This window comes from Variovorax sp. AC194 (genome assembly GCF_979257995.1).
Genome location: NZ_OZ409823.1, coordinates 4,660,068 through 4,686,028, shown reverse-complemented (window position 1 = coordinate 4,686,028; position 25,961 = coordinate 4,660,068). Strand labels below are relative to the sequence as shown.

Below are 25,961 nucleotides of genomic sequence, written 5' to 3'. Positions count from 1 at the left end.
GGGCGCGGCACGGCGCCCCGTTTTCTGAACCGATGAATTTCAACGATTTCCTCCAACGCGTGAATGCGGTCGATGCGCGCGGCATCGGCATCGAACTGACCGCGCTGGTGGCCTGCGTGGCGCTGGCCTGGGCCATCTGCAAATGGTTCGGGCGCGACCAGCCCAAGGACTCCATCTGGTTCGGCGAGAGCACCTTCGACGGCGTGCTGTTCCCGCTGCTGTCGCTGGTGTTCACCGATCTCGCGCGGCGCGTGGTGATCGATTTCCAGCCGGTGCTGGTGCTGCGCATCGCGGTGTCGGTGTTTCTGTCGCTGATGGTCATCCGGCTGTTCGCGCGGGTGCTGCGGGCGGTGTTTCCCACCTCCAACCTGGTGCGGCTGATCGAGCGCACGATCTCCTGGCTCGCGTGGATCGCGGCCGTGCTGTGGATCGTCGGGCTCTTGCCGCCGGTGCTGGCCGAGCTGGACAACATCACGCTGGCCTTCGGCAAGACGCGCGTGAGCGTGCAGACGATCTTCCAGGGCGTGCTTTCGGCCGGGCTGGTGCTGGTGATCGCGCTGTGGATCGCCTCGACCATCGAGAAGCGCATCCTGCGGGAAGCCGTCACCGACCTCTCGATGCGCAAGGTGGCCTCGAACGCGGTGCGCGCCTTCCTGCTCCTGATCGGCCTTCTGTTCGCGCTGTCGGCGGTGGGGGTGGACCTGACGGCGCTCTCGGTGCTGGGCGGAGCGCTCGGCGTGGGCCTGGGCTTCGGCCTGCAGAAGCTGGCGGCCAACTATGTGAGCGGCTTCGTGATCCTGCTGGAGCGCTCGATCCGCATCGGCGACAACGTGAAGGTCGACACCTTCGAAGGCCGCATCACCGACATCAAGACGCGCTACACGCTCATCCGCGCGGGCAACGGGCGCGAGGCCATCGTGCCGAACGAATCGCTCATCACCAGCCGGGTCGAAAACCTCTCGCTGGCCGACCGCAAGTTCAACATCACGACCAACATCGTGGTGGGCTACGAGAGCGACGTGGCGCAGGTGCAGGCCATCCTGTGCGCGGCGGCCAAGGCGCAGGCGCGCGTGATGACCGATCCGGAGCCGATCGCCTACCTCATGAACTTCGCGCCCGACGGCCTGGAGTTCAGCCTGCACTTCTGGGTGGCCGACCCGGACAAGGGCAAGGACAACCTGCGTTCGGCCATCAACATCGCGATCCTCGAAGGCCTGCGCGGCGCGGGCATCGACATTCCGTATCCGCAGCGCGTGGTGCGGGTGGAATCGCTGCCGGCCGCCGCCGCAGCAGCAGAGCCCGAGAAAAAGTAATCGCCGGGTGAGCGGCGGGGCGCCCTGACAGGGCCCTCGTCGCGGCATGCCTTTCGCGGAGACCGCCCATTGCAGGCCGCCTCCGCATTCCAGAACCGAATCTCGCCGCCCGCCGTCAGGGCCGCGACGCTTCCCCAGCTGCCTGATTTCCAACGGACGACGCCCGAGTCTTGCTCGGCAGCGCCGCGCGCCAACGCACGTCCCTGAGTAACCGACCAAAAGAATTTGACAAGTTACGTCATCGAGAAGTAACCTTATAAATAGATTTTAATAGGTTACTTTCAATTCTTTTTCAGGAGTCAGTCATGAGCGTTGTTGCCAACCGATCCATCGACGTCGATGGTGTGAATGTGTTCTACCGGGAGGCTGGCGATCGCAGCCGTCCGACCTTGCTGCTGTTGCACGGGTTTCCCAGCTCGAGCCACATGTTTCGGGACCTGATCTCGTTGCTGGCGGATCGCTTCCACATCGTGGCGCCCGACCTGCCGGGCTTCGGCCAGTCCGCGATGCCGTCGCGCGAAGCGTTCGCCTACACCTTCGACCACTTGGCCGAGGTGATCGATGGCTTCACAGAAAAGCTGAAGCTCGATCGCTTCTCGGTCTATGTGTTCGACTACGGCGCGCCGGTCGGCTTCCGGCTGGCCTTGCGGCATCCGGAGCGGGTGACGGCGATCATTTCGCAGAATGGCAATGCGTACGAAGAGGGTCTGAGCGACGGCTGGAATCCCATCCGTGCGTACTGGAAAGACGCCTCGCAGGCCAACCGCGACGCATTGCGCGCGTTCCTCTCGCCCGAGACGACGAAGTGGCAGTACACGCATGGCGTGTCGGACGAATCGGCGATCTCTCCGGACGGCTACACGCTCGACACCTTCTACCTGGCGCGGCCGGGCTCGGCCGAGATCCAGCTGGACCTCTTCGGCAACTACCAGAGCAACGTGCAGCTCTATCCGGCGTTCCAGAAATACCTGCGCACGCACCGCCCGCGCGTGCTGGCCGTGTGGGGAACGAACGATCCGTTCTTCCTTCCGGCCGGCGCTGAAGCCTTCAAGAAGGATGTGCCCGATGCACAGGTCGTGTTCTTCGACACGGGGCACTTCGCGCTGGAAACGCACGCCACGCAGATCGCCGCGGCGATTCGCGATTTCCTGGCCTGAAGTCCGCGTCGCATGACCGGGGAAACGAGATGAAGAATTCAGTAGCCATCGTGTCTGGCGCGAGCCAGGGAATCGGCGAGGCCACAGCGGTTCGCCTCGCTCGTGACTTCGGCCGGCTGGTGCTGGTCGCCAGGAACGAAGAGAAGCTCCATGCCACCGCCGCAAAGGTGAAGGCCGCGGGCGCGCAGAGCCTCGTGCTCCCCGCTGACTTGAGCGTCCCGGCGACCGCGGAAGAAGTCGTCGCACGCACTGTCGAAGCGTTTGGCCGCATCGATGCCGTCGTGAACATCGCAGGCGCGGTGCCGCAGGTCGATCTGCTCGAGATGACCGATGCGCAGTGGGACGACGGCATGAGCCTCAAGCTGCACGGCGCGCGGCGCCTGACGGTCAAGGCGTGGGAGCACCTGAAGGCGAGCAAGGGCTCGGTGATTCTCACGTCGGGCAATTCGGCGCTGTTTCCGAAGGCGTCGTATGCGGCCGTCGGCACGGTGAACGCGGCGATCGTGGCGCTGGCGAAGGCGTTTGCCGATCTCGGAATTCGCGACGGCGTGACCGTCAACAGCGTTCTTCCCGGGCCGGTGATGACGGGGCGCCGGCGCTCGTACCTGGAGCACTGGGCGCCGGCGCACGACATGACGGTCGAGGAGGCGTTCGCGAAGTTTCCTAAAGAAGCAGGCATCGCCCGGTACGGCGAGGCGGAAGAGATCGCGAACCTCATCGCGTTCCTTGTGTCTCCAGCGGCCAAGTGGATGACCGGTGCGGCCGTGCGCATGGACGGCGGCGAAGTCAAGTCGGTCTAGCCGCGCCACTTTCTTTTTTTGAACCACCCCAATTTTTGAGTGAATGAAGATGACGAAATCTGTCGCGATAGTTACGGGCGCAAGCTCAGGCATTGGCAAGGCCACGGCGCTGCGCCTGGCACGCGATTTCTCCTGCGTCGTGCTGGCCGCGAGAAGCGGTGAACGGCTCGACGATGTGGCGGCCGCGGTGAAGTCTGCCGGCGCGGAGGCGCTGGTCGTCGAAGGCGACCTCGGCCATGCGAAGAGCGCGGACGCGGTGGTCGAACGCACGCTCGAAGCCTTCGGGCGCATCGATGCGCTGGTGAATGTCGCAGGCGCCGTTCCCGGCCTGGACGTCTTCGAGATGAACGACGAACAGTGGGACGGCGCGATGGCATTGAAATTCCACGGCGCGCGGCGGCTGACGTTGCGCGCGTGGGAGGCTCTCAAGGCCGCCGGCGGATCGGTCGTCTTCATCTCCGGCAATGCGGCGGAAACTCCGAAGGCGGGTGCCGCGGCCGTGGGCGCGATCAACGCCGCCATCGAGGCGCTGGCCAAGGCGTTCGCCGACCGCGGGATCGCAGACGGCGTGCAGGTCAACAGCGTGTCGCCCGGCGCGGTCATGACCGGCCGGCGAATGGCCATGATCGAGAAGGCGGCTGCCGCACGCAAGGTCAGCGTGGACGACGCGAAGAAGCTCTTCCTGGCGCAGGCGGGGATCGCGCGGTTCGGCGAGCCGGAAGAGATCGCCGATCTCATCGCCTTCGTCGTCTCGCCGCCCGCGCGCTGGATGACCGGCACCGTCCTTCGCATGGACGGTGGCGAAGTCAAATCGGTCTAGAAGGAGCGAAGCGCCTGGACGATCAAGCCGGTCACTTCGTCCGGCACCGACACGCTCGGGGTGTGGTCGACGGCGGCGAGCCGCTGGGTCGCGCCCATCCGGTCGGCCATGAAGACCTGGGTGTCTTTCGGAATCATCCGGTCGTCTTCTGCAACCAAGTACCAGCTGGGCTTGGACTTCCAGAGCGGGCGTCCCACGGGAACGGTGATGCAGGGCGGGGCGATGGGGCGCTGCACCGCGGCCAGCACCTGCAGGTTCTGCGCCGACGCGTTCTGCGCAAACGCCGAGGCGAAGGCGTCTTCGGGCAGCCAGATCCATCCATCGGCGTCCGGTGCGAGCTTCGGCGCGAGGGCATGGGGTGGCGCGCGGTAGAAGACGTCTGCCACCGTCTCGCCTTCATCGGGTGCCAGCGCGGCGATGTAGACGAGCCCCGCGACCTTGTCGCTCTCGATCGCCCCGATCACCGCGCCGCCGTAGGCATGCGCGACCAGCAGCACAGGGCCTTCGATGCGCGCAAGGCTTCGCTTGAGCGATTTCACATCGTCTTCCAGGGTGGTCAAAGGCAGCGGTGCCGCGACCGACTTGATTCCCGCGTGGGCGAGAGATTCGATCACCGGGGTCCAGCTCGATCCGTCCGCCCAGGCGCCGTGCACCAGCACCACTGTCGTTTGATTGGCCATGTTCAAGTCCTTCGCGTGTGTCGAGACAAGCTGTCTGCCGGCTGACGTGCGCATCGACAGTAACTTGTCTAAGTTGATTGGAATGGTTATTCTGCATGGGCGCGGCATGCGCCGCAAGCGCTGTCGTCGCAAAGGGCCGAATAAAATCGCCTCCCTTGCAGGAGGTCTCCGCGAACGTCGCGGATCACTGCGAACAGGCAGTACCAAGGAGAGTTGATGAAGGAGAAGCGGCCTCCGGCCATGTTCCTGGCGGATTCACTGGCCATCGATTTCCTGAACTCCGTCGGCTTCCCCGTGGACACCGAGGTGGAGTGGCTGGAATCCGGGGAAGACTTTGTGAACTGGCTCCAGGAAGCCGGATTGGTCAGCCCCGAAGAACTGAAGGACGTGTGCGAAGGCGCCGGCCCGGGTGAGCTGGACGCCGTGGCCGCGCAGGCGCGTGCCCTGCGCGAATGGTTCAGGGGATTCGTGCAATCGCACAAGGGCGCGCGGCTCACGCGAAAGGCCCTGAAGGACCTGGAGCCGTTGAACCGGCTGCTGGCGCGGGACGAGGAGTTCGATCAGGTCGAGGTGCGCGCGAAGGATGCGGCCGGCCCCGACGATCCCTCCGAACTGACCTGGGTGCGCCGCCGGCGCTGGCGTTCGCCCGAAGCGCTGCTGCTGCCGGTCGCCAAAGCCATGGCCGAGTTGCTGGCCACCGCGGACTTCGTGCAGGTCAAGGCCTGCGAAGGCCCGACCTGCACGCTGATGTTTCTCGACACCACGCGCGGCCACATCCGCAGGTGGTGCAGCATGGCCGTCTGCGGCAATCGCGCCAAGCAGGCCGCACATCGCTTGCGGGCGAGTGGCGACAAGAGGTAAGTGGCTGCCGGCGAGCGCCGGCGCTGTTTTATAATCAAGAAAAAGCACGACCGTTCTTTTTCTTCGCCCCCGATACCCATCGAAACGAACGCAGAGGTCACAAAGGTCAAACCCTAGAATGACCGGTTGCCCTCGAAGCCCCCTTTTTGCAATCCAATGGAGTCAAGTCAATGAAGGTTCTTGTACCTGTCAAACGGGTCGTCGATTACAACGTGAAGGTGCGCGTCAAGAGCGACGGCACCGGGGTGGACATTGCCAACGTCAAGATGAGCATGAACCCCTTCGACGAGATCGCTGTCGAAGAAGCGGTCCGCCTGAAGGAAAAGGGCGTGGTCACGGAAGTGATCGCCGTCTCCTGCGGCGATACCAAGTGCCAGGAAACCCTGCGCACCGCGATGGCCATCGGCGCTGATCGCGGCATCCTCGTCGAAACGACCGAAGAGTTGCAGCCGCTGGCCGTCGCCAAGCTCCTGAAGGCGCTGGTCGACAAGGAACAGCCCCAGCTCATCATCCTCGGCAAGCAAGCCATCGATGACGACGCCAATCAAACGGGCCAGATGCTGGCTGCACTGGCCGATCTGCCCCAAGCCACCTTCGCCTCCAAGGTCGATCTCGCGGCCGACAAGGTCACCGTGGCACGCGAAGTCGACGGCGGCATGGAGACGCTGACCCTCACGCTGCCGGCCGTCATCACGACCGACCTGCGCCTCAATGAGCCGCGCTACGTCACGCTGCCCAACATCATGAAGGCTAAGAAGAAGACGCTCGACATCTTCAAGCCTGAAGACCTGGGTGTCGACGTCAAACCCCGCCTGAAGACCCTGAAGGTCAGCGAGCCCCCGAAGCGCGGCGCAGGCATCAAGGTGCCGGACGTTGCAACGCTGGTGGACAAACTGAAGAACGAAGCGAAGGTGATCTGAACATGACCGCACTTGTTATTGCCGAACACGACCACGCGACCGTCAAGCCCGCGACCCTCAACACCGTGACCGCAGCCCTCGCTTGCGGTGGCGACGTCCACGTGCTCGTGGCTGGTGCCAATGCCGCCGAAGCCGGCAAGGCCGCCGCCCAGATCGCCGGCGTGTCGAAGGTCATCGTGGCCGACAGCCCGAGCCTGGCCGAGAACCTCGCCGAGAACGTGGCAGCTCAAGTGCTGGCCATCGCCAGCAACTACAGCCACATCCTGTTCCCCTCGACCGCCAACGGCAAGAACGTCGCACCGCGCGTGGCCGCCAAGCTGGACGTGGCGCAGATCAGCGACATCACCAAGGTCGACAGCCCCGACACCTTCGAGCGCCCGATTTACGCCGGCAACGCGATCGCCACCGTGCAGAGCAGCGACGCCACCAAGGTGATCACCGTGCGCACGACCGGCTTCGACGCCGCAGCCGCAACGGGTGGCAGCGCAACGGTCGAAACGGCCGAAGGCATCGCAGACAGTGGCAAGAGCAGCTTCGTCGGCCGTGAAGTCACCAAGAGCGAACGCCCTGAACTGACCGCCGCCAAGATCATCGTCTCCGGCGGCCGTGCCTTGGGCAGCGCCGAGAAGTTCACCGAAGTGATGGCGCCCCTGGCCGACAAGCTCAACGCGGGCCTGGGTGCCAGCCGCGCAGCTGTGGATGCGGGCTACGCCCCCAACGACTGGCAAGTGGGCCAGACCGGCAAGATCGTCGCGCCGCAGCTGTACATCGCGGCGGGCATCTCGGGTGCGATCCAGCACTTGGCCGGCATGAAGGACTCCAAGGTGATCGTGGCGATCAACAAGGACGAAGAGGCGCCGATCTTCTCGGTCGCCGACTACGGCCTGGTGGCCGACCTGTTCGTGGCCGTGCCCGAGCTGGTGAAAGCGCTCTGATCGCATCGCTGCATTGAGCCGGAGGGCATCGTTCGCGATGCCCTTTTCGTATCCGCTGTATCTGGAGACAAGACATGAGCTACACCGCCCCCCTCAAGGACATGCTGTTCGACATCGAGCACCTGGCCAACATCGGCGAGATCGCCAAGCTGCCCGGCTTCGAAGACGCAGGCCTGGAAACCGCGCAGGCCGTGCTCGAGGAGTGCGCGCGATTCAACCAGGACGTGGTCGCGCCGCTGAACATCGAGGGCGACCGCAACCCGTCGTCCTTCAAGGGCGGTGAAGTCACCACCACGCCGGGCTTCAAGGACGCCTTCGCGCAGTACGTCTCGGGCGGCTGGCAGGGCTTGCAGCATCCGTCGGACTTCGGCGGCCAGGGCCTGCCCAAGACCATCGGCGCCGCCTGCGGCGAGATGCTCAACTCGGCCAACATGAGTTTTGCGCTGTGCCCGCTCCTGAGCGATGGCGCCATCGAGGCGCTGCTCACGGCCGGCTCCGACGAACTCAAGGCAATCTATCTCGAGAAGCTCGTGAGCGGCCAGTGGACCGGCACGATGAACCTCACCGAGCCGCAGGCCGGCAGCGATCTCGCGATGGTGCGCAGCCGCGCCGAGCCGCAGCCTGATGGCACGTACAAGGTGTTCGGCACCAAGATCTTCATCACCTACGGTGAGCACGACATGGCCGAGAACATCGTGCACCTCGTGCTGGCCCGCGTGACCGGCGCGCCCGAAGGCGTCAAGGGCATCAGCCTGTTCGTGGTGCCCAAGTTCATGGTCGGCAAAGATGGCGCGCTGGGCGCGCGCAACGACGTGCACTGCGTGAGCATCGAGCACAAGATGGGCATCAAGGCCTCGCCGACCGCCGTGCTGCAGTACGGCGACCACGGCGGCGCCGTGGGCTACCTCGTCGGCCAGGAGAACCGCGGCCTGGAGTACATGTTCATCATGATGAACTCGGCCCGCTACGCCGTGGGCATGCAGGGCATCGCCATTGCAGAGCGGGCGTATCAACACGCCGTCGCCTACGCGAAGGACCGCGTGCAGAGCCGCCCGGTCGACGGCTCCATCAACGCGAGCGCGCCGATCATTCACCACCCCGACGTCAAGCGCATGCTGATGACGATGCGCGCCTACACCGAAGGCTGCCGCGCGATGGCCTCGGTGGCCGCCGCCGCCTACGACGCCGCGCACCACCACCCCGATGCCGACGCCCGCAAGCAGAACCAGGCCTTCTACGAATTCATGGTGCCGCTGGTCAAGGGCTACAGCACCGAGATGAGCCTGGAGGTCACCTCGCTGGGCGTGCAGGTGCACGGCGGCATGGGCTTCATCGAGGAGACCGGCGCGGCGCAGTACTACCGCGACGCCAAGATCCTCACGATCTACGAAGGCACCACCGCGATCCAGGCCAACGACCTCGTGGGCCGCAAGACCGCGCGCGACGGCGGCCAGACCGCCAAGGCGATTGCGGCACAGATCGAGAAGACCGAAGCCGAACTGGCCAAGAGCGAAAGCGCCGCAGCCGCGTCCGTGCACAAGCGCCTGAAGGCCGCGCGCGAAGCCTTCATCGAAGTGGTCGACTTCGTCGCGGGCCAGACCAAGGCCTCGCCCAATGCGGTGTTCTCGGGCAGCGTGCCGTACCTGATGCTCGCAGGGAATCTCGTGGCCGGCTGGCAGCTTGCGCGCTCGCTGATCATTGCAGAGGACCTGGCTTCCCGCAGCTTCGACACCGACTTCATGCTGGCCAAGATCGCGACCGCGCGCTTCTACGCCGAGCACATCCTGAACAAGGCGCCGGGCCTGCGCGACAGCATCGTGGACGGCGCCGAGAGCGTCACGGCGCTGGCGCTCGACGCGTTCTGAGCCATGCGGCATGCGGCCCGTGTCGCCCATCTGACCGGCGGCGCGGGCCTCCCTCTCTTATAAAACCGATCCCATCTCCCGGAGACAACATGTCCAAGCTGCCCCCGTCCTGGCGAACCTGCCGCTGCCGATCATCGGCTCGCCGCTGTTCATCATCAGCAACCCCAAGCTCGTGATCGCGCAATGCAAGGCCGGCGTGGTCGGCTCGATGCCCGCGCTCAACGCGCGCCCCGCAGCGCAGCTGGAAGAGTGGCTGATCGAGATCACCGAGGAACTGGCCGCCTACAACAAGGCCAACCCCGACAAGCCCGCCGCGCCGTTCGCCATCAACCAGATCGTGCACAAGAGCAACGACCGCCTGGACCACGACATGGAGATGGTCGTGAACTACAAGGTGCCGATCGTCATCACCTCGCTGGGCGCGCGCACCGACGTGAACGACGCGGTGCACAGCTACGGCGGCGTGACGCTGCACGACATCATCAACAACAAGTTCGCGCAGAAGGCGATCGAGAAGGGCGCCGACGGCATCATCGCCGTGGCGGCCGGTGCCGGCGGCCATGCGGGCGTGAAGAGCCCGTTCGCGCTGGTGCAGGAAATCCGCCAGTGGTTCGACGGCCCGATCGCACTGTCGGGCGCCATCGCCACCGGTGGCGCGGTGCTCGCGGCGCAGGCCATGGGCGCGGACTTCGCCTACATCGGCACCGCCTTCATCGCCACCGAGGAAGCGCGCGCGAGCGAGGACTACAAGCAGGCCATCGTCGATGGCAATTCGGACGACATCGTCTACTCCAGCCTCTTCACCGGCGTGCACGGCAACTACCTGGCGCCCAGCATCGTGAAGGCCGGCATGGACCCTGCGAACCTGCCCGAAGGCGACGTGAAGACCATGAACTTCGGCGGCGGCGACGGCAGCAAGGCCAAGGCCTGGAAAGACATCTGGGGCTCGGGCCAAGGCATTGGCGCCGTGACCGAGGTTGCGAGCGCGGCGGCCTTCATCGACAAGCTCAAGCGCGAATACCAGGAAGCAAGGCAGCGGCTGGCGCTCTGAGCGCCGACTGACCGTGGCCTCAGCCATCGCGTCCTCGCCCCTGCCGCCCCCGCCTTCGCAAGCGGGGCGCATGCCTTTGCTCGATGCGGCCAAGGGGCTCGCCTGCGCGGTGATCGTCGGGCACCACCTCTCGCGCTACGGGCCGATGCCCGCGGGCGCCTACGGGCTCGCGCCCGATTTCTTCGGCTGGCTGGCCGAAGACGGCCGGCTCGCGGTGCAGGTGTTCCTCGTGATCGCGGGCTTTCTCGCGGCGGCGAGCCTCGCGCCCGACGGCCTCTTGCGCGTGGACCGTCCCATCGCGCGCATCCTGCAGCGCTATGGGCGGCTCGTGATGCCGTACCTGGCCGCGCTCACCGTCTGCGTGCTGGTGGCCGCGCTGGTGCGGCCGTGGCTCGATGAAGACGTGGTACCGGCATCGCCGACCATCGGCCAGTTGTTCGCGCACGGCTTCTTGCTGCAGGACCTGCTGGGCTACGAGTCGCTGTCCACCGGCGTCTGGTACGTGGCCATCGATTTCCAGCTGTTCGCGCTGGCGTTGATGCTCGTGGGCCTGCCGGCCATGCTGAGCCCGCCGACGCCGGGCGCTGTCAATCCATCGTCGCGATGGATGCCCGTGCTGCTGGTGCTCGCGCTGGCCGTGACCTCGCTGGTGCTCTTCAATCGCAACGCCAGCCTGGACGACACGGCGCTCTATTTCTTCGGCGCCTACGGCCTCGGGATGCTGGTGTTCTGGATCGGCCGCGCGACGCGGGCAAGCACCTGGCAGGGCGCAGTGGCGCTGCTGGTGCTGGTCGGCGCAGGCGCGCTGGCCATCGAATGGCGCAGCCGCATCGCGACGGCGCTGGTGACGGCGCTGCTGATCGCGCTCGCGCAGCACCACCACTGGCTCTCGCCCGCGAAGTGGCCGGTGGCGGCGGTGCCGCTGCAGCGCCTGGGGCGCATGTCGTACTCGCTGTTCCTGATCCACTTTCCGGTGCTGCTGGCGATGAACGCCCTGGTCGCGAACCTCGCGCCGCACGGGCCGTGGCTCGACCTGCTGGGCATGGTCGCGACCTTCGGTCTTTCGGTGGCCGCGGCGGCGCTGCTGTACCGCTGGGTGGAGGCGCGCCCGGCCTCGTGGCGCGCCGTGTTCACGCTGTTCGCCGCATTGCTGGTGAGCGGCATCGCCGTGTCGTACTAGCCCAGTTCGGCGCCCGGTCCGGCGCCCGGGTTGCCGCCCGCACGAGGCGACGCGCGCGCCGCCGCCGACCGGTATGAGCCCGGCGCACCGCCCGTCCAGGTCTTGAACGCCCGCTGGAAGGCCGCGCTGTCCGCGAACCCCAGCTCCTCGGCCAGCGCCGCGAGCGGCACGGTGCTGGTGTTGAGCCGCACGATCGCCACGTCGCGCCGCAGCTGGTCCTTGAGCGACTGGAACGACGTGCCTTCCGTCGCCAGGTGGCGCTGCAGCGTGCTCACCGACATGTGCAGGCTGTTCGCGGTGGTCGCGAGGTCGGCCCACGCGGGCCGGTTCTGCTGCAGCACCGCGCGCACCTTCGCGCTCACCGCCTGCTCGGCCAGGCGCGGCAGGATCACGTTGGCGGGCGACGCCGAGAGAAACACCTGCATCGCGTGCGCATCGCGGTGCATCGGCGTGGCGAGCGCGCTCGCGTCGAACCACATGGCCGTCAGCGACTGGCCGAACTGCAGCGGGCCGGGAAACACCTTGGCATAGCCATCGGCATACGGCGGCAGCTCGAAGCCGAAATCGAAACGCCGTGCCACCAGCCGGCCGCCGTGCAGCCATGCGAAGAGCCGCCAATACACCCGCAGCATCAGCTCGTGCAAAAAGTTCTGGTGCAGCGCCTGCAGGTTGTTCAACCGCAGGCCGAAGCCCGCGAGCGAACCTTCCTTCAGCAGCACCAGAGAAAGGTCGTCCTGCAGCAGGCTGAAGGTGTGCGCCACGCGGCGCAGCGCCACCTCGAAGGTGGGCGCGCCCAGCGAAGAACGCAGCATCAGCGCGAAGCTGCCGCAGCGCAGGCGCCGCGTGAGAAAGCCCAGCGCCTCGTCGTCCATGCGCTGCATCAGCAGCGCGAAAAGGGTCACGTACTGCTCGCCCGTGACGCGCGCGCCCGCCTCCTGCAGCAGCGAGGGCGCGATGCCCGCGTCTTCCAGCGCCGTGTCGATGCACACCGCCCCCTCGGCCCCGCGCGCCTGCACGCCCGAGAGCATGCCCTGCACGAAAGCGATCGGAATGGTGATGGGCGGTTGCAGCATGTGTCGGTGGATTGACGTTTTCTGCCATGCGATCGAAGCGAACTGCAATCGCCGGGCAGTGCGGGGATTTCTACCATGCCACTGCACAAGAACCAGACGGAGACAAACCCATGTACCTGACCCAGGGCCTTCACCGCGCCGTGCAGCAACGCCCCGACGCCATCGCGGTGCGCTTTGCCGGCCGCGCCCGCAGTTTTCGCGACTTTGCCGAACGCGTCGCGCGCCTGGCCGGCGCGCTCCAGGCGCTGGGCATGCAGGCGGGCGACCGCGTCGCCATGCTGTCGCTCAACTCCGACCGCTACCTGGAATACCAGATGGCCGTGCCCTGGGCCGGCGGCGTGCTCAACCCCTGCAACATCCGCTGGTCGCCCGCCGAGATCCTCTACTCGCTGGAAGACTCCGGCTCGAGCATCCTGCTGGTGGACGAGACCTTCCGCGCCGTGGTCGAGCAGATGCGCACCCAATCCAAGAGCCTGCGCGAAGTCATCTACTGCGGCGACGGCCCGTTGCCGGCCGGCATGCACAGCTACGAGGGGCTGATCGACGCCGCCTCGCCGGTGCCCGACGCCGTGCGCCGCGGCGAGGACCTGGCCGGCATCTTCTACACCGGCGGCACCACCGGTTTTCCCAAGGGCGTGATGCTCAGCCACATCAACATCTGCAGCTCGGCGCTGGCGGCGCAGGCCGAGGGCCTGGCACCGGACGGCGGCTGCTACCTGCATGCCGCGCCGATGTTCCACCTGGCCGACATGGGCCTGGCCACGCCGCACTGGTTCGCCGGCAACACGCACGCGATCCTGCCGATGTTCACGCCCGAGGGCGTGCTCGACGCCATCGAGCGCGACCGCGTGACCAGCCTGCTCCTGGTGCCCACCATGATCCAGATGCTGGTCGACCATCCCGCCATGCGCAAACCGCGCGACCTGAGCAGCCTCAAGGGCATCACCTACGGCGCATCGCCCATTTCCGAGGCGGTGCTCAACCGCGCCATGGAAGCCTTCCCGGGCGTCGATTTCGTGCAGGCCTACGGCATGACCGAGCTGTCGCCCATCGCCACGCTGCACCCGGCCTTCTTCCACACGGCCGAGGGCCGCAAGACCGGCAAGCTGCGCTCGGCGGGGCGTGCCAGCGTGTGCATGGAAGTGCGCATTGTCGATGCCGACGGCACCGAGGTGCCGCGCGGCACGGTGGGCGAAGTGGCGGTGCGCGGCCCCAACGTGATGCAGGGCTACTGGAACAAGCCCGAGCAAACGGCCGCCGCGCTGCGCGACGGCTGGATGCACACCGGCGACGGCGCCTACATGGACGCCGACGGCTTCATCTTCGTGGTCGACCGCATGAAGGACATGATCATCAGCGGCGGCGAGAACGTGTATTCCGCCGAGGTCGAGAACGCCATCAACCAGCACGCCGCGGTGGCGGCGTGCGCGGTCATCGGCATCCCCAGCGAGGAGTGGGGCGAGACCGTGCATGCGGTGGTGGTGCTCAAGGCCGGGCAGGGCGTGCAGTCCGAGGAATTGATCGCGCACTGCAAGACCCTGATCGCCGGCTACAAGTGCCCGCGCAGCGTGGCCGTGGTCGAGGCGCTGCCGCTGTCGGGCGCGGGCAAGGTGCTCAAGACCAAGCTGCGCGAACCCTTCTGGCAAGACCGCCAGCGCAGCGTGGCCTGAGCTTCTTTAAAAAGTATTTTTTCAAAGCATTTTTCCAATCCGAACATCAAGGAGACCTTCATGAGTCAAGACGTCTATGTGGTCGGGGTCGGCATGATCCCCTTCACCAAGCCGGGCGCGAACCAGCCCTATCCGCAGATGGCCGCACACGCGACCAATGCCGCGCTCAAGGACGCGGGCATCGGCTACGAGCTCGTCCAGCAGGCCTACGTGGGCTACGTGTACGGCGACTCCACCGCCGGCCAGCGCGCGCTGTACGAGGTGGGCATGACCGGCATCCCGGTCGTCAACGTCAACAACAACTGCTCCACCGGCTCGACCGCGCTCTTCCTCGCGCGCCAGGCCGTGGCCAGCGGCGCGGCCGACTGCGTGCTCGCGCTCGGCTTCGAGCACATGAGCCCCGGCGCGCTGGGCGCGGTGTTCAACGACCGCCCGAGCCCGTTCGACAATTTCGAGAGCATCACCGACGAGCTGGTCGGCAACGAGCAGGTGCCGCTCGCGCTGCGCTACTTCGGCGGCGCGGGCCTGGCGCACATGCAGCAGTACGGCACGCAGATGTCCACCTTCGCCAAGATCCGCGCCAAGGCGAGCCGCCACGCGTCGAACAACCCGGTGGCGCTGTTTCGCACCGTCGTCACCGAAGACGAGGTGATGGCCGCCCCGGTCATGTGGCCCGGCGTGATGACCCGGCTCATGGCCTGCCCGCCGACCTGCGGCGCGGCCGCGGCCATCGTCTGCTCGCCGCGCTTTGCCGAACGCCACGGCCTGGACCGCAGCGTGCGCATCAAGGCGCAGGCCATGACCACCGACCGCCCCGTGACCTTCGAGAGCCGCGACATGCGCGAGGTCGTCGGCTTCAGCATGGCGCAGGAGGCCGCGCAGAAGGTGTACGACGCGGCCGGCGTCGGCCCGCAGGACATCGACGTGGTCGAGCTGCACGACTGCTTCGCGCACAACGAGCTCATCAGCTACGAGGCGCTGGGCCTCTGCCCTGTCGGCGGCGCGGAGAAGTTCGTGGTCGACGGCGACAACACCTATGGCGGCAAGGTGGTGACCAATCCGTCTGGCGGGCTGCTGTCCAAGGGACATCCGCTCGGGGCGACCGGACTTGCGCAATGCACGGAGCTGGTCCAGCAGCTGCGCGGCACGGCAGACAAGCGGCAGGTCGAAGGCGCGCGGATGGCGCTGCAGCACAACCTCGGGTTGGGCGGCGCGTGCGTGGTCACGCTGTACGAACGCGTCTGAGGCACTGCGCATGATCGACAAGAAATGGATCGGCCACGCGCTGCCCGCCTCGGTGCTCCCCATCGAGCGCACGCGGCTGCAGTTCTTCGCCAAGGCCATCGGCGAGACCGACCCGGTCTACACCGACGCCGCCGCCGCACGTGACGCGGGCTACGCAGACCTGCCCGCGCCACCCACGTTCCTCTTTGCGGCCGAGCTGGATTCGGGCGCTTCGAACCAGTTGCTCGACGACCTGCAGATTCCGCTCTCCAAGCTCCTGCACGGCGGGCAGAGCTTCAGCTACCACCGCCCCGCCTGCGTGGGCGACACGGTGACGGTGCGTTCCACCATCAGCGACATCTACGACAAGAAAAACGGCGCGCTCGAATTCGTCGTGAAGACCTCGCGCGCGACCAACCAGCGCGACGAGCTCGTGGCCGAGCTGCGCACGGTGATCGTGTGCCGCCACTGAAAAAAAGATCAGCCATGACCACCCTTCGCTATGACGACGTGCAGGTCGGCGACGAGCTGCCCGCACTGCAACTGCCACCGGTCAACCGCACCACGCTCGCGCTCTTCGCGGGCGCCTCGGGCGACCACAACCCGATCCACATCGACACCGACTTCGCCCGCAAGGCCGGCATGCCCGACGTGTTCGCGCAGGGCATGCTGGGCATGGCCTGGCTCGGCCGGCTCGTCACGCAGTGGGCGCCGCAGTCGCAGCTGCGCCGCTTCGACGTGCGCTTCCAGGGCATCACCCACATCGGCCATGCGGTGCGCTGCACCGGCCGCGTGGTCGAGAAGCTCGAGCACAACGGCGAGCGCTGCGTGCGCGTCGAGGTGCTGAGCGCCAACCAGTACGGCCAGGCGCGCATCGCCGGCGAGGCGCTGGTGGCGTTCGCCTGAACGATTTCAAAGAAACAACGAAACAACGAAAGAAAAAACGGCATGGCACTCAAGCTCGAAGGCAAGGTCGCCCTCATCACCGGCTCGGGCCGCGGCATCGGCCGCGCGATCGCGCTCAAGCTCGCGTCCGAAGGCGCACGCATCGTGGTCAACGACCTCGATGCCGAACCGGCCGAGGAAACCGTCGAGGCCATCCGCGCGGCGGGCGGGCAGGCCGTGGCCTGCGTGGGCAGCGTCTCGGCGCCGGACTTCGCCGAGCGCTTCGTCGGCACCGCGGTGAGCGAATACAAGGGCCTGGACATCCTTGTGAACAACGCCGGCTACACCTGGGACAGCGTCGTGCAGAAGATGACCGACGAACAGTGGTACGCGATGATCGACGTGCACCTGACGGCGCCGTTCCGCATCCTGCGCGCGGCGCAGCCGGTGATCCGCGCGTTGTCCAAGACCGAGGGCGAGTCCGGCCAGCGCGTGGTGCGCAAGGTGGTCAACATCTCGTCGGTGGCGGGCCTTTTCGGCAACGCGGGCCAGGCCAACTATTCGACCGCCAAGGCCGGCATCGTCGGCATGACGCAGACGCTCGCCAAGGAGTGGGGGCGCATGAACGTCACGGTCAACTGCGTGGCCTTCGGCTTCATCCAGACCCGGCTCACCGCGAGCACCACCGAGGCGGCCACCGCGAACATCGAGGGCCGCGAGATCAAGGTCGGCATCAACCCCGGGCTGCTCGCGATGATGGAGCAGTCGATTCCGCTCGGCCGCGGCGGTACACCCGAGGAAGCGGCCGGCGCGGTGTACCTGCTGTGCACGCCCGAGTCGGACTACGTGAGCGGCCAGACGCTGATGTGCAGCGGCGGCCTCACCGGCATCTGACATGAACGCCGCCGAAGGCATCGGCTGGAGCGTGCAGGGCGACATCGGCCGCATCGTGCTGCAGCGGCCCGGGAGCGCGAATGCGCTGACGTCGGCGGGCGTGCGGGCCCTGGTTCGCGCGATCGACGAGGTGCTCGAACAGAAGCCGCGCGCCATTCTCCTGACCGGCGAGGGCAGGGCGTTCTGCGCGGGCGGCGACATCGACGAGTTCGTGGCCGCCGGCGAGCGGCTGCCCGCGCTGGTGAACGAAATTCTCGACGGGCTTCATCCCGCGTTGCTGCGCCTGGCGACAGGCCCGGCACCGCTGGTCGTTGCCGTGAACGGACCGGCCGGCGGTGCGGGCGTCGGGCTCGCGCTGTGCGGCGACTTCGTGCTCGCGGCGGAGTCGATGAAGCTGCGCACGGGCTATGCGGCCATCGGCCTCTCGCCCGATGCGGGCGCCTCGTACTTCCTCTCGCGCCGCGTGGGGCCGGTGCGGGCGCAGCAGTGGCTGATGCTCAGCGACGCCATCGACAGCCAGCGATGTCTCGCGACTGGCGCGGTCGATGCGGTCTATCCGGATGCGGGGCTCGCCGCGGCAGCCGAAGCGCTGGTGGCGCGGCTGGCCGCCGGCGCGAGTGCGTCGTTCGCAGGCATCAAGGCCCTGTGCGGTGGCGCGCCGGGCCGGCCGATCGAAGAACACTTCGCGATGGAGCAGAAGCTGCTGCACGCGCGTGCGGGCAGCGAGGATGCGCGCGAAGGCGTGTCGGCGTTCGTCGAAAGGCGCGCGCCGCGCTTCACGGGCCGCTGAAGCGAGGGTGGCGCCGCCGCGGCGCATGCAAGAATCGCCGCGGCCCTTTCGCCTTGCGCCTTGCGCTCAGCCCACGGAGTTCTCTTGAGTCTTGTCTCCACGACCGCGCTTCGTTACTTTGCCGAAGTCGTTCGCGCCGGCTCGATCAGGGCGGCGTCCGAGAACCTGTACGTCGCGGCCTCCGCCATCAGCCGGCAACTGGCGATGCTGGAAGACTCGCTGGGCGCGCCCTTGCTGGAGCGCCGCCAGGGGCGCGGCAAGGTCAAGCTCACCGCGGCCGGCGAGCTTCTGATGCGCTATCACAAAAACATCGTCAAGGAGTCCGGGCGGCTGCACTCCGAGATCGAGGCGCTGCAGGGCCTCAAGCGCGGCCACGTCAACTTCGGCATGCCCGAATCGCTCACGCGCGACTTCATGCCGCAGTTCTTCTCCGCCTTCTCCAAGCGCTATCCGGGCATCTCGTTCAGCGTGAAGGTCAGCGGCAGCCCCACGCTGGCCGAGATGCTGCTGGAAGACGACCTGGATGCATGCTTCACCTTCGGCGACATCGCGTTCCAGGACCTGTCGGTGGTCTATTCGCGCCTCTTGCCGCTGTACGTGATGGTGCCGACCGGGCACCCGCTCGAGGGCAGCAAGTCGCTGCGGCTTTCCCAGTGCGCCGAGTACGGCCTGTCGTGGCTCGATTCGTCGCTGTGGGCGAGGCAGCAGTACGACGAGATGCTCGCCAAGGCGAAGATCCGCCCGCGCATCGCGCTGGAGACCAACTCCTACGAGCTCATGCGCAACGTGGCGGCCGAGGGCATGTGCCTCACCTTCACGACCGCGCCGCTGGAAGACCCGTTCGGGCGCCCGAGGGCGGGCTCCTACGTGCCGCTGAAAGACCCGCGCGCCCGGCCGCAGCGCCTGGCCTTGAGCGTGCACAAGGGCCGCAGCCTGCCGATCCCGGTGGCCGCCTTCCTGTCGGAACTCACCGCCGCGCTCGAGGCGGCCGAGAAGCTGGCCGAGCCGCGTGCCGAACCCCGCGCACCGCGCAGCCGACAGGCCAAGTAAGGTGCGCGCCGCGGCGGCGCGTCAACCCGCGGCCAGCTCCGCGGGCGTCTTGTACTTCTGCACCGCCGCGAAGCGCCGCACCAGGTAGTCGCCCGACTTGATGGGCGCATGCCGCGGTTCGCCTTCGCCGGGCGCGAACTCGGGCAGGCACGCCACCGGCGTGTCGTAGTCGAGGTTGAAGAAGGTGGGAATCGAGTAGCGCTCCCTGCCCGTGCGATTCGCCACCCGGTGCGGGTTGGACACGTAGACATCGTTGGTCCACACCTTCACCAGATCGCCCAGGTTGACAACCAGCGTGCCTTCGACATAGGGCGCACCCACCCACTCGCCACCGCGCGTGCACAGCTCCAGGCCGCCGATGGGGTCTTGCGCGAGCACGGTCAGCATGCCGTAGTCGGTGTGGGCGGCGGCGCCCAGCTCCAGGTTGGTGAACGACTCCTGCGGCGGGTAGTGAAAGAGCCGCGACTGCACCATCGGCTTGGTGGCGTACTGCAGGAAGAAGCCTTCGTCCTGGCCCACGGCCGTGGCGAAGATCTTCAGCAGGTTGCGCCCCAGCGCGATGGTGGCGTCGAAGTACGCCATGGCCGCGGGTTCGAGCCAGGGCTTGTCCGCGGGCCAGCGGTTGGGGCCGTGCAGCGGCAGGCCGCTCGCCACGTCGGGGTCGGTCAGCGGCAGGTCCATGCCCAGCTCGTAGCTCTCCTTCAGGTCCGGTTTGTGGCCCGGGTGCTGCGTGACGCCCATGGGCATGAAGCCGCGGCGAAAGCGCTCGTCGATGCGGTCCTTCAGGCGCTCCTCCATCGGCAGCGACATGTAGCGCCGGGTGGCGTCGAACACCGTGTCGATCACGGCCTGCGGCACGCCGTGGTTCTTCACGTAGAAAAAGCCGGTGTTGGTGCAGGCGGCCTTGAACTGCTCGACCACAGGCCCGATCGGGCCGCCGGCCAGCCACGGGCCCAGGTCCAGGATCGGCATCTCCTCCGCCGAGGCCCTGCGGGGGGCTTCGAGCTTCTGTTCGTCGGGGTTCATTGCGTTGCTCCTTTTTTGTCGGGGTTGGGTTGTTGTTGCTTCAGGTGCCGCGGGACAGGTCGGTGAACGCCTCGGCCCAGAACACCACGCGCCGCGCGATCGCCTTCATCAGGCCGTGCAGCACGATGCCGATGGCCGAGAGCACGACGAGGATGGCGAACATGCCCGCCGCATCCATCGAGAAGTTGCGCTGCAGGATGAGGTAGCCCAGGCCCGCCTGCGCGCCCACGAACTCGCCCACGATCGCGCCGATCACGGCCAGCACGATGCCGATGTCCAATCCCGCGAACACATAGGGCAGCGCATGCGGCAGCCGCACCATGCGGAACACATGCCAGGGCGAGGCGGTGAACGCGCGCATCAGGTCGATCTGGTCCCGGGGCGCCGAGCGAAGGCCCACGATGGTGTTGGCGAGCACCGGAAAGAAGACGATGGTCGCGGTGATCACCACCTTGGAGGTGGTGTCGAAGCCGAACCACAGCACGAACAGCGGCGCCACCGCCACCTTGGGCACGGTCTGGAAGGCGACCACGTAGGGGTAGAGCACCAGCTCGAGCAGCGCGCTCTGGCCGATCAGCGCGCCCAGCACGAAGCCCGCCAACGCGCCGAGCGCGAAGCCCGCGAGGATCTCGTAGAGCGTCACCCACAGGTGCGGCCACACCTCGCCCGACTGGAAGATGTCGTGGATCGAACGGGCCACGCCCACCGGCCCCGGAAAGATCAGGTGCGACACGCCCAGCGCGCTCACCGCGAGCTGCCACGCGGCCACCACGGCCACGAAGACGGCCACGATCAGCACCTTGCGGCGCGCGGGGGTGAGCCATGGGGCGGGCGGCTCGAAGTCGGTGCTCCCGATGCGCTCGATGTTCTCGATGCTTTCGGTGTTGGTGGTGTTGGTGGTGTTGGTGATGTGCGCGGTGTTCATCCGTCGAGCCCTCCACTGGCGTTCAGGTTGGTCCGGATGCCGCGAACGTGGCTGCCGAACCGCTCGGTGTTGATGAGGTCCAGCGTGCGCACGGCGGGCAGGTCGACCTCGATCACCTGCGTGACGCGTCCCGGCCGCGGCGACATGACGATCACGCGGTCGCCGAGGAACACGGCCTCCGGAATGCTGTGCGTCACCAGCATGATCGTGGCGCCGGTGCGCTCGCGCAGCTTGAGCAGCTCCACGTTCATGGTCTCGCGCGTCATGGCGTCGAGCGCGCCGAAGGGCTCGTCCATCAGCAGCAGCATGGGGTCGTTGACCAGCGCGCGCGCAATGCCCACGCGCTGCTGCATGCCGCCGGAGAGCTCGCCGGGGTACTTGGTCTCGAAGCCTTCCAGGCCCACCAGATGCAGGTAGTGCAGGGCGCGTTCGCGCGCCACCTTCGCATCGCGGCCCTGGATCTGCGCGGGCACCAGCACGTTGTCGATGATGTTGCGCCACGGCAGCAGCACGGGCGACTGGAACACCACGCCGATGTCGCGGCTCGGCCCGCTGTGGCGCCGCCCGCCCAGCTCGACCGTGCCGCGGCTCGCGCGCTCCAGCCCGGCCAGGATGCGCAGCAGCGTGCTCTTGCCGCAGCCGCTCGGGCCGACCACGGTGACGAACTCGCCGCGCGCGACGCTGAAGCTCACGTCGTGCAGCGCGACCACGTCGGCGCCGTCCTTCGAGCGGAAGGTCTTGTGCAGGCCCTGGAAGCGGAACGCCGGCACGGCGCCCGATGCCTCGTGCAGCGTCGTTCGCTCTACGGGGAACTGGACCAGCGCGCTCATGCCGCCGCCTGCTGCTCGCCGCCGGCCAGGGCGACCCACGCATCGACGGCGCGGACCGCGGCCGAACGCTGCTCGGGCGTGATGAAGGCGGCCTCGAAGCTGTTGCGCGCCAGGCTCGCCAGCTCGTCACGCCCGAGGCCCAGCGCCTCCTGGCAGGCGAGGTAGTTGTCGTTGACGTAGCCGCCGAAGTAGGAGGGGTCGTCGGAGTTGACGGTCACGCACAGGCCCGCGTCCATGAGCCTGCGCAGCGGATGCGCGGCCATCGAGGGCACCAGCCGCAGCTTCAGGTTGGACAGCGGGCACACCGTGAGCGGAATGCGCCGTTGCACCAGTTGCGCGACGAGCGCGGGGTCGTCCAGGCAGGCGTTGCCATGGTCCACGCGCTGCACCTGCAGCAGCTCGACCGCCTCGCGCACGTACGCGGCCGGCCCTTCCTCGCCCGCATGCGCCACCACCCTGAAGCCGCGCTCGCGGCAGCGGCGAAAGAACTCGGCGAACTTCGACGGCGGATTGCCCACCTCCGCGCCGCCGAGGCCGAAGCCCAGCAGCCTGCCGTACCACGGGTGCAGTTCCTCCAGCAGCGCGAGCGCCTCGTCTTCGCTGCGGTGGCGCTGCACGACGACGATCAGGCCCGCGCTGATGCCGTCCCCGGCCTGCGCGGCGGCCATCGCGCCGAACACGCCCTCCATCACCGTGGTCAGCGGCACGCCGCGGCTGGTGTGGCCTTGCACGCCGAGGAACATCTCCGCATGCAGCACGCGGTCGGCATGGGCGCGGCGCAGGTAGTCGCGCGTCACGTCGTGGAAGTCCTCGGGCTGCACGAGCACGCGGCAGCCGTCGTAGTAGAGGTTCAGGAAGTCCTGCAGGTCGGTGAAGCGGTAGGCCTCGCGCAGCTCGTCTTCGGTCTGCCAGCGCAGCGCCACGCCGTTGCGCCGGGCCAGTTGCAGGAAGAGCGCAGGCTCGATCGAGCCTTCGATGTGCATGTGCAGTTCGGCCTTGGGCAGGCCCGCCACGAATTGTTCGGGGGTCATGTCACAGCCCCTTGCAGGCCTTGGCGGCCTCGATGACGGCGTTGCGGTCGAAGCGGTTGATGGCTTCCACGAAGCCGGGCTTCAGGTACAGCATCGACTCGGGCGGCAGCGTGCGCTTGATGAGGCCGTCCTTTTGCATCGCGTCCTGCATGCGGCCGTAGGCGGCGGGGCTCATCGCGCCGATCAGCTTGCCGCCGTTCATGGTCTGCGCATCGGCCATCGTCTCCAGCTGCGTCTTCAGCAGCGCCAGGTCCCATTTGGCGAGCGTGGCCTCGTCGGCGCCCGTGGGCTTGCCGCCGGGAAAGTACTTCCAGTGGATCTGGCGCGCGCACTCGGGGGCGGTCTGCGCGAACAGCGTCGCCTTGGCCGCGCCGCGCGCGATGGCCTCGACCATCGCCGGGTCGGCATCGATGGTCTTTTGCATGGTGGCGAAAGTGAAGTCGGGCAGCGAGCGCCACGCCGGGTCGAACAGCACGCGCATGTTCGCGCCCGCGTTCTGGAAGCCCGTGAGCGCGGAGCCCCAGAACATCAGCGCCTGCACGCGGCCCGCGCGCATCGCCTCCAGCGCCGGCGCGCCGGCACCGGTGGCGATGATCTGCACCTCGGTGTCGGGGTTGATGCCGTTGGCGCGCAGGTACCCCTTGAGCAGCGGCATGCCGCCCGTGCCCAGGCTGAAGATGCCGATCTTCTTGCCCTTGAGGTCGGCCACCGTCTTCACGGGGCTGTCCTGCGGCACGCCGATGCCCCAGTCGATCACGCCGGTGCCCATGAGCCCGCGCACGGCGACGTTGTTGTCGGTGTTGGCCTGGATGAGGCCGGTGGAGTTGACCTGAGCGAAATCGACGCCGCCGGCCACCATCTGCTGGATGCCCTGCAGCGAGCCGCCGGTGGTGACGATCTTCACGTCGTAGCCCTCGGCCTTCCAGTACCCGAGCGCAATGGGCAGCGTGAGCCAGGGGTAGGTGACATTGACCACCTGCGTGCCCAGCGCGATGGTCACGGGCTTGAGCGGCTTGTTCTGGGCCTGCGCAGCGGGGCCCGACAGCAGGAGGCCCAGGGTGGCAAGCCCTGCGGCAAGGCGGGCGAAGACGGCGTGGAGGTGAGGGGACATGAACGATCCTGTGGTGCTCGGATCGCTGCGAGATTAGTCCCGGAAACCAATCGCTTTGGATCAATATTCCGTCAATATTGTTCTGATTTTTCGTACATTGGCCGAGCGGGAGCGCCCGCCGTTCCGGTGCAGGCAGCGCCGCGCGGCGCTGCCGTCAGCCGCCCAGCACGCGCGCCGCGCCCAGCATCTCGTGCGTGTCGTGCGCCATCACCGCAAGGAACGCCAGGAGGCCGATGTAGTACACGCTGTACGTCACCCGCGTCTCGGTGGAGACGGCGTAGTACTGCTGGTTGGCGGGGTCCTTCGGGTTGTACTTCCAGGCCCGCATCACCTGCGGCGCGGCGAGCACCGCGACCAGGATCAGCATCGGGCTCGGCCGCCAGAAGAAGAGGGCCGCGAGCACCGGCACGCCCACCAGCCACACGCGCGGCGTGAGCACCGCGGTGATGCGCCCGCCGTCGAACGGCGAGAGCGGAATCAGGTTGAAGAGGTTGATGAAGAAGCCCGCATACGCGAGCGCCAGCAGCAGCCGGCTGTCGGATTCGCGCGCCACGAAATAGCAGGCCAGCGCCGCGAGGCTGCCGAGCAGCGGGCCGCCGAAGCCGACCCAGGCTTCGGTCTCCACGTCGTGCGGCTGGTCCTTCAGTTCGATCCATGCGCCCACGAACGGAATGAAGGTGGGCAGCCCGACATCCAGGCCGCGCTGCTTCGCCGCGAGGTAGTGGCCCATCTCGTGCACGAGGATGAGCGCGACGAACCCCGCCGCATAGCGCCAGCCGAACACGAAGGCATAGGCCACCACCGACAGCAGCATCGTGCCGCCCGAGAGCAGCAGCTTGCCCAGCTTGCCCGCGCTCAGCAGGACCAGCAGCAGCTTGACCATGGATCGCCCTTCAGTCCTTCGGCGCTCAGGCCTCGGGCGTCTTCTTCTTGAAGATCTTGGCGATGCCCCAGAGCGCCGCGCCGCCGGCCACGACCGCGATCTTCGCGAACTTGGCCAGGAACGCGAGGGCGAGCGCGAAGAGGCCCAGCTTCTTCACCGCAACGCCGGCCACCAGTGCCGCCAGGCCGTAGGCGGCGACCTTGTCGGTGGACGAATTGAAGTCCGCGTACTTCTTGCCGTCGTCGTACTGCAGCGCGGCCAGGAGCTTGGCGGCATCGGGCTTGTAGGTGTCCAGGTCCTTGGCGTTGGTGATGAGGTTCAGGCTCAGGTAGCCCTCGCGGCCCAGCGCGTAGGTGTTGTAGTTCACGCCCTGCCTGTCGCCCGTGTCGCCCTTCTTCTTCGAGAGGGCCGACCACACGAGGCGGTGCGTCTGCGCTTCGTACTGCGGCTTCTGCGCCCAGCCCGTGACCTCGATGCCCGGGATGCCGCGCTTGGCGCGCTCCTCGTTGGCGGCCTCGGTGCCTTCCTTCAGGCTCTTGAGCAGGTCGTCGGCGTTCCAGTCCTTCGCGTCGTCGTCCTTGATGTAGCCCTCTTTCACGAACTTGACGACGGCCATCCAGTCGGCGTCGTCGGCGGGAAAGATCGCGCCGATGAAGGTGTCGTCGGTGCGGTTGCCCATGCTGCGCATGAGCTGCGCGGCCGCGGGCGTGGGCACCCAGATGTAGCCCTCGGGCAGCTTCAGGTGCGCCTGGTCGCGCAACGGGATGTCGGCGGGGCCGGCCTTCTGCACGGCCTTGGCGGCCTTGAAGGCGGCTTCCTGTTCGGCTTCGAGCGAGTTCGCTGCGGAGGCCGTGGCAGGCGCGGTGGAAGTGGCAGGGGGCGCGGCGTTGCCGGTGTTGGTGGCCGCAAGGGCGCACGCGAGCAGCAAGCCGGCCGTCAGGCGGGCAGTATGAATACGCAAGTTCTCTCTCCTCGGTTGTTGTCGGT

25 protein-coding genes and 1 pseudogene are annotated in these 25,961 nt (G+C 67.4%); 17 read left to right on the top strand and 9 right to left on the bottom strand.

Annotated features, from left to right (window positions below; all coding sequences use genetic code 11):
* Positions 1 to 32 precede the first annotated feature (32 nt).
* The 4 genes from ACZYRS_RS22260 (at position 33) to ACZYRS_RS22245 (ending at position 4,090) form a co-directional block, all read left to right on the top strand.
* On the top strand, positions 33 to 1,313 hold the full coding sequence (locus tag ACZYRS_RS22260; RefSeq protein WP_463421012.1) for a mechanosensitive ion channel family protein: 1,281 nt from the start codon (positions 33 to 35) through the stop codon (positions 1,311 to 1,313).
* Between the two features lie 305 nt (positions 1,314 to 1,618).
* On the top strand, positions 1,619 to 2,470 hold the full coding sequence (locus ACZYRS_RS22255) for an alpha/beta fold hydrolase (RefSeq protein WP_463421011.1): 852 nt from the start codon (positions 1,619 to 1,621) through the stop codon (positions 2,468 to 2,470).
* A 29-nt stretch (positions 2,471 to 2,499) separates the two neighbouring features.
* Positions 2,500 to 3,270 (top strand): SDR family oxidoreductase, encoded by a 771-nt coding sequence (locus ACZYRS_RS22250; protein WP_463421010.1) that lies wholly within the window; start codon positions 2,500 to 2,502, stop codon positions 3,268 to 3,270.
* Between the two features lie 49 nt (positions 3,271 to 3,319).
* Entirely contained in the window at positions 3,320 to 4,090 is a 771-nt protein-coding gene (locus tag ACZYRS_RS22245) for an SDR family oxidoreductase (protein ID WP_463421009.1), read from the top strand.
* Here ACZYRS_RS22245 and ACZYRS_RS22240 read toward each other — a convergent pair.
* Positions 4,087 to 4,770, bottom strand: a complete 684-nt coding sequence (locus ACZYRS_RS22240) for an alpha/beta fold hydrolase (protein WP_463421008.1) — start codon at positions 4,768 to 4,770, stop codon at positions 4,087 to 4,089. The genes ACZYRS_RS22245 and ACZYRS_RS22240 overlap by 4 nt on opposite strands.
* A 216-nt stretch (positions 4,771 to 4,986) precedes the next feature.
* Here ACZYRS_RS22240 and ACZYRS_RS22235 point away from each other — a divergent pair, with 216 nt between their 5' ends.
* The 6 genes and pseudogenes from ACZYRS_RS22235 to ACZYRS_RS22210 all read left to right on the top strand — a co-directional run bounded on the left by ACZYRS_RS22235 (position 4,987) and on the right by ACZYRS_RS22210 (position 11,582).
* Positions 4,987 to 5,631: a CGNR zinc finger domain-containing protein gene (locus ACZYRS_RS22235; RefSeq protein WP_463421007.1), complete on the top strand. Its 645-nt coding sequence runs from the start codon at positions 4,987 to 4,989 to the stop codon at positions 5,629 to 5,631.
* A 170-nt stretch (positions 5,632 to 5,801) separates the two neighbouring features.
* The gene (locus tag ACZYRS_RS22230; RefSeq protein WP_463421006.1) at positions 5,802 to 6,551 is read left to right on the top strand and encodes an electron transfer flavoprotein subunit beta/FixA family protein; all 750 of its coding nucleotides are present in this window, start codon (positions 5,802 to 5,804) and stop codon (positions 6,549 to 6,551) included.
* Between the two features lie 2 nt (positions 6,552 to 6,553).
* Positions 6,554 to 7,486, top strand: coding sequence for an electron transfer flavoprotein subunit alpha/FixB family protein (locus tag ACZYRS_RS22225; protein ID WP_463421005.1), 933 nt, complete (start codon positions 6,554 to 6,556; stop codon positions 7,484 to 7,486).
* 74 nt (positions 7,487 to 7,560) lie between these two features.
* Positions 7,561 to 9,351: an acyl-CoA dehydrogenase gene (locus ACZYRS_RS22220; protein WP_463421004.1), complete on the top strand. Its 1,791-nt coding sequence runs from the start codon at positions 7,561 to 7,563 to the stop codon at positions 9,349 to 9,351.
* Between the two features lie 89 nt (positions 9,352 to 9,440).
* A pseudogene (locus tag ACZYRS_RS22215) lies at positions 9,441 to 10,402 on the top strand (NAD(P)H-dependent flavin oxidoreductase).
* 70 nt (positions 10,403 to 10,472) lie between these two features.
* Positions 10,473 to 11,582, top strand: coding sequence for an acyltransferase family protein (locus ACZYRS_RS22210; protein ID WP_463421003.1), 1,110 nt, complete (start codon positions 10,473 to 10,475; stop codon positions 11,580 to 11,582).
* On the opposite strand, the gene ACZYRS_RS22205 is transcribed toward ACZYRS_RS22210, so the two are convergent.
* Positions 11,579 to 12,655 (bottom strand): AraC family transcriptional regulator, encoded by a 1,077-nt coding sequence (locus ACZYRS_RS22205; RefSeq protein ID WP_463421002.1) that lies wholly within the window; start codon positions 12,653 to 12,655, stop codon positions 11,579 to 11,581. The two genes, ACZYRS_RS22210 and ACZYRS_RS22205, sit on opposite strands and share 4 nt — an antisense overlap.
* 110 nt (positions 12,656 to 12,765) lie before the next feature.
* On the opposite strand from ACZYRS_RS22205, the gene ACZYRS_RS22200 reads away from it, so the two are divergent.
* The 7 genes from ACZYRS_RS22200 (at position 12,766) to ACZYRS_RS22170 (ending at position 19,168) form a co-directional block, all read left to right on the top strand.
* Positions 12,766 to 14,325 carry a long-chain-fatty-acid--CoA ligase gene (locus tag ACZYRS_RS22200; protein WP_463421001.1) on the top strand — a complete coding sequence of 520 codons (1,560 nt, stop codon included), beginning with the start codon at positions 12,766 to 12,768 and terminating at the stop codon, positions 14,323 to 14,325.
* A gap of 60 nt (positions 14,326 to 14,385) precedes the next feature.
* Entirely contained in the window at positions 14,386 to 15,570 is a 1,185-nt protein-coding gene (locus ACZYRS_RS22195; protein ID WP_198785948.1) for a lipid-transfer protein, read from the top strand.
* Between the two features lie 10 nt (positions 15,571 to 15,580).
* Complete coding sequence (locus ACZYRS_RS22190) at positions 15,581 to 16,021, top strand: MaoC family dehydratase N-terminal domain-containing protein (protein ID WP_463421000.1); 441 nt, start codon at positions 15,581 to 15,583, stop codon at positions 16,019 to 16,021.
* A 14-nt stretch (positions 16,022 to 16,035) separates the two neighbouring features.
* Positions 16,036 to 16,455: a MaoC family dehydratase gene (locus ACZYRS_RS22185; protein WP_463420999.1), complete on the top strand. Its 420-nt coding sequence runs from the start codon at positions 16,036 to 16,038 to the stop codon at positions 16,453 to 16,455.
* Positions 16,456 to 16,497: 42 nt separating this feature from the next.
* Positions 16,498 to 17,328: an SDR family NAD(P)-dependent oxidoreductase gene (locus ACZYRS_RS22180; protein ID WP_463420998.1), complete on the top strand. Its 831-nt coding sequence runs from the start codon at positions 16,498 to 16,500 to the stop codon at positions 17,326 to 17,328.
* Between the two features lies 1 nt (position 17,329).
* Positions 17,330 to 18,118 carry an enoyl-CoA hydratase-related protein gene (locus ACZYRS_RS22175; protein ID WP_463420997.1) on the top strand — a complete coding sequence of 263 codons (789 nt, stop codon included), beginning with the start codon at positions 17,330 to 17,332 and terminating at the stop codon, positions 18,116 to 18,118.
* 84 nt (positions 18,119 to 18,202) lie between these two features.
* Entirely contained in the window at positions 18,203 to 19,168 is a 966-nt protein-coding gene (locus ACZYRS_RS22170) for a LysR family transcriptional regulator (RefSeq protein WP_198785953.1), read from the top strand.
* A 21-nt stretch (positions 19,169 to 19,189) separates the two neighbouring features.
* Here the strand turns inward: ACZYRS_RS22170 and ACZYRS_RS22165 are convergent, their stop codons facing one another.
* The 7 genes from ACZYRS_RS22165 to ACZYRS_RS22135 all read right to left on the bottom strand — a co-directional run bounded on the left by ACZYRS_RS22165 (position 19,190) and on the right by ACZYRS_RS22135 (position 25,935).
* Positions 19,190 to 20,194 (bottom strand): isopenicillin N synthase family dioxygenase, encoded by a 1,005-nt coding sequence (locus tag ACZYRS_RS22165; RefSeq protein ID WP_463420996.1) that lies wholly within the window; start codon positions 20,192 to 20,194, stop codon positions 19,190 to 19,192.
* A 40-nt stretch (positions 20,195 to 20,234) separates the two neighbouring features.
* On the bottom strand, positions 20,235 to 21,119 hold the full coding sequence (locus tag ACZYRS_RS22160) for an ABC transporter permease (protein ID WP_463420995.1): 885 nt from the start codon (positions 21,117 to 21,119) through the stop codon (positions 20,235 to 20,237).
* The gene (locus tag ACZYRS_RS22155; RefSeq protein ID WP_463420994.1) at positions 21,116 to 21,949 is read right to left on the bottom strand and encodes an ABC transporter ATP-binding protein; all 834 of its coding nucleotides are present in this window, start codon (positions 21,947 to 21,949) and stop codon (positions 21,116 to 21,118) included. The genes ACZYRS_RS22160 and ACZYRS_RS22155 overlap by 4 nt, the downstream gene beginning before the upstream one ends.
* Complete coding sequence (locus ACZYRS_RS22150) at positions 21,946 to 22,980, bottom strand: adenosine deaminase (protein ID WP_463420993.1); 1,035 nt, start codon at positions 22,978 to 22,980, stop codon at positions 21,946 to 21,948. The genes ACZYRS_RS22155 and ACZYRS_RS22150 overlap by 4 nt, the downstream gene beginning before the upstream one ends.
* Before the next feature lies 1 nt (position 22,981).
* Entirely contained in the window at positions 22,982 to 24,091 is a 1,110-nt protein-coding gene (locus tag ACZYRS_RS22145; RefSeq protein WP_463420992.1) for an ABC transporter substrate-binding protein, read from the bottom strand.
* Positions 24,092 to 24,245: 154 nt separating this feature from the next.
* On the bottom strand, positions 24,246 to 24,974 hold the full coding sequence (locus ACZYRS_RS22140) for a site-2 protease family protein (RefSeq protein WP_463420991.1): 729 nt from the start codon (positions 24,972 to 24,974) through the stop codon (positions 24,246 to 24,248).
* A 25-nt stretch (positions 24,975 to 24,999) separates the two neighbouring features.
* Positions 25,000 to 25,935 (bottom strand): DUF2167 domain-containing protein, encoded by a 936-nt coding sequence (locus tag ACZYRS_RS22135; RefSeq protein ID WP_463420990.1) that lies wholly within the window; start codon positions 25,933 to 25,935, stop codon positions 25,000 to 25,002.
* Positions 25,936 to 25,961 lie beyond the last annotated feature (26 nt).